Source organism: Halorubrum sp. SD612 (assembly GCF_002135005.1).
Window position 1 is genome coordinate 1 of the sequence record NZ_NEWI01000237.1, and the last position, 2,924, is coordinate 2,924.

Annotated in this window: 4 protein-coding genes; all 4 read left to right on the forward strand. The window is 72.5% G+C overall.

Annotated features, from left to right (window positions below):
* Positions 1 to 150, forward strand: a 150-nt coding sequence (locus tag B9G38_RS17945; protein ID WP_233127243.1) for an MTH865 family protein, incomplete at its 5' end; no start/stop codon positions are given.
* A 115-nt stretch (positions 151 to 265) separates the two neighbouring features.
* The gene (locus B9G38_RS15715) at positions 266 to 1,045 is read left to right on the forward strand and encodes a J domain-containing protein (RefSeq protein WP_086220999.1); all 780 of its coding nucleotides are present in this window, start codon (positions 266 to 268) and stop codon (positions 1,043 to 1,045) included.
* A complete protein-coding gene (locus tag B9G38_RS15720) occupies positions 1,042 to 1,824 on the forward strand; it encodes a metallophosphoesterase (RefSeq protein ID WP_086221000.1) in 783 nt (260 codons plus the stop codon). The genes B9G38_RS15715 and B9G38_RS15720 overlap by 4 nt, the downstream gene beginning before the upstream one ends.
* 165 nt (positions 1,825 to 1,989) lie before the next feature.
* On the forward strand, positions 1,990 to 2,924 hold a 935-nt coding region (locus B9G38_RS15725; protein ID WP_086221001.1), incomplete at its 3' end, for an NAD(P)-dependent alcohol dehydrogenase.

The window sequence follows — 2,924 nt, forward strand, 5'->3', positions numbered from 1 at the left end:
CCGGCGACGAAGTTCGAGGCCGGCGACGTGAGCTTCACCGCGATGGAGATGGCGGCGAAGCTCGGCAGCGAACAGGAGTTCCCCTACGACGACGCCGAGTCGCTCGTCGACGACATCATCGACGGGCTCGACGCGAAAGGGATGCTCTGAGTCGGTCGACCGCCTCACCGCGTTTCTCCTCGCGATCCGCCGCCGACTGTCACCGCCGAGCGTCGCCGCCGACCGGCGGCGGGAGGTTGATTACCGCGGAGCCGCTACGGCGGGTGTGTTCGCCGAGTTCACGAGCCTGGTGCCGCGGTGGGTCCTCTGGGGAGTCGGTCTCGGCGGGGTCGCCACCGCCGTGGTCGCCTTCGCGTTCTACCTCGGGGACCGGTTCGTCCCGGCACCCGCCGCGTCGACCGGCGGCCGCGGCGCCGCCGGCGACGACCGCCGCCGCCGCGAGATCCGGACGTACCTGAACGCCGCCGGCGAGCGCTTCGACGAGGACCACGCGTTCGACGGCGTGTCGGTCCCCTTCTACCTCCCGGACCGCGGGGTCGCGATCACCTTCGACGCGCACGACTACTTCCGGCTGGAGGGCGAGGGCGTCTACACCGTCCTCTGTGAACACGAGATGCCCGGCCGCGGGCTCGGTCGCCGGCTCCCGTTCGACGTGGACGAGCCCGACTGGGCGACCGACGACTCGTCCGGTTCGGACGGCGGCCGGTCCGGCGCCGGCGGCTTCGGCGGGCGATTCGGCGCCGACCGGGCCGCCGGGCGCTCGACCGCTCGCGGCCGCGCCGGCCGCGCGGACCCCGTCGGCGACGCGTTCGACGAGCTCGGCCTCGACCGCGACGCCGACGTCGACGCGGTGAAGGGCGCGTACCGCGAGCGCGTCAAGGAGACGCACCCGGACCAGGGCGGTGACGAGGAGTCGTTCCGCCGTGTCCGCGAGGCGTACGCGACCGCCCGCAACCACGCGGACGGCGGACCGAGCCCGGGCGGCGGCGACGCGGACCGCGACGCGGGCCGTCGCCGCGAGCGCTCGTCCGGGTACGGGCGGTGAGCGACCGCGCCCACGAGTCGGGGCCGACGTTCGCGGACCGCGCTGTCTACCTCCCGGGAGCCGACGCCCTCGTCGTCGCCGACCTCCACGTTGGCCGCGGCGAGGCGTCCGCCGTCTCGCTCCCGCTCGGCGAGCGCGCGGACCTCACTGACCGGCTCGGCACCCTCCTCGACCGGTTCGATCCCGGAACCGTGGCCGTCGCCGGCGACGTGGTCCACACCTTCGACCGAGTCACGGACAGGACCCTCGGCACACTGAACGCCCTCCGCGACGCATGCGAGACGCGCGGCGCCGCCCTCGAACTCGTCGCCGGCAACCACGACACCGCCCTGCCGAGCCGCTGGGACGGGCGGGCCCGCGAGGAGCTCGTTCTGAGCGAGAGCGGCGACCGGGACGCCGACGCCACGCACGTCGCGAGAACGGTCGTCTGTCACGGGCACGAGGCGCCCTCGACCGACGCCGACCGCTACGTGATCGGCCACGTCCACCCGACGATCGAGATCGAGGGCGACCGCCGGCCCTGCTTCCTCCGCGGCCCCGGAACGTACCGCGGGGCCGACCTCCTCGTGTTGCCCGCGTTCACCCGCCTCGCGCCGGGCGTGGCGGTCAACGACATGCGCACCGACGCGTTCGACTCCCCGCTCGTGACTGACGCGGACCGCCTCGCGCCGGTCGTGGTCGACTCCCCGTCGGAGGGCTCGGGCCGCGGTGCGGATGCGGGCGACGCGGGAGAGGCCCTCCGGTTCCCGCCGCTCGGCGAGTTCCGCCGGCTGTTGTGAGCGCTTCTGCCCCGCCGTGCGTACAGCACCGGACAAACACGGGAGCGCCTCGCCGAGGGTGTCACGGGTGAACCCCACCGCCGGCGACGTGGATCTCCTCGCTCTCTCGTCGGGCGAGAGACTATAACGAACGTTTATGATTCACGCGGTGCGAACCGTTCCCACATGGAAGCAGCCAGACTCCACGAGTACACCGACGACATGCGCGAGGGGCTCACCATCGACGAGGTCGACCGGCCGACGGCGACGGGGCCGGACGACGTCGTCGTCGAGGTCGAGGGCGCGGGCTGGTGCCAGACGGACAACCACATCATCGAGGGGATGTGGGCCGAGTACGTCCCGCAGGAACTGCCGCTGACGCTGGGCCACGAGAACGCGGGGACGGTCGTCGAAACGGGCGAGGACGTCGAGATCGTCTCCGCCGGCGACCCGGTGATCTGCCACCCGGTACAGACCTGCGGGACCTGTCGCCCCTGCCGGCTCGGCGAGACGATGCACTGCGAGAACAGCGCGTTCAACGGGCTGACTCACGACGGCGGCTTCGCCGAGTATCTCCACACCAGCGAACGAGCGGTCATCCCGCTGCCGAGCGGGGTCGAACCGATCGACATCGCGCCGCACGCGGACGCCGGCATCACCGCGTACCACGCGGCCAAGAAGGCGGTCGCGGAGCTGAACCCCGGCGACCACGCCGTCGTCATCGGCGTCGGCGGGCTCGGTCACATCGGGCTCCAGTGCCTGAACGCGATGAGCGCGGCAAAGATCACCGCCGTCGACCTGAAGGAGTCGGCGCTGAACCTGGCGAACAGTTACGGCGCGGACCACCTGGTGAACCCGAGCGAGGCCGACGTGGCGGCCGAGATAGCGGGGATCACCGACGGCACGGGCGCCGCGCAGGTGCTCGACTTCGTCGGCGAGGACGTGACGACCGCCTACGCGCCGGACATCACCGCCGGCGGCGGCGACCACCACGTCATCGGCTACGGCGGGCACGTCCACGAGCCGTCGCAGGCGCTGGTGAACGGCGAGTTCTCCTTCGTCGGCAACATCGTCGGGCGGTACGCGGAGCTTCAGGAGCTCGTCGCGCTCGTCGAGCAGGG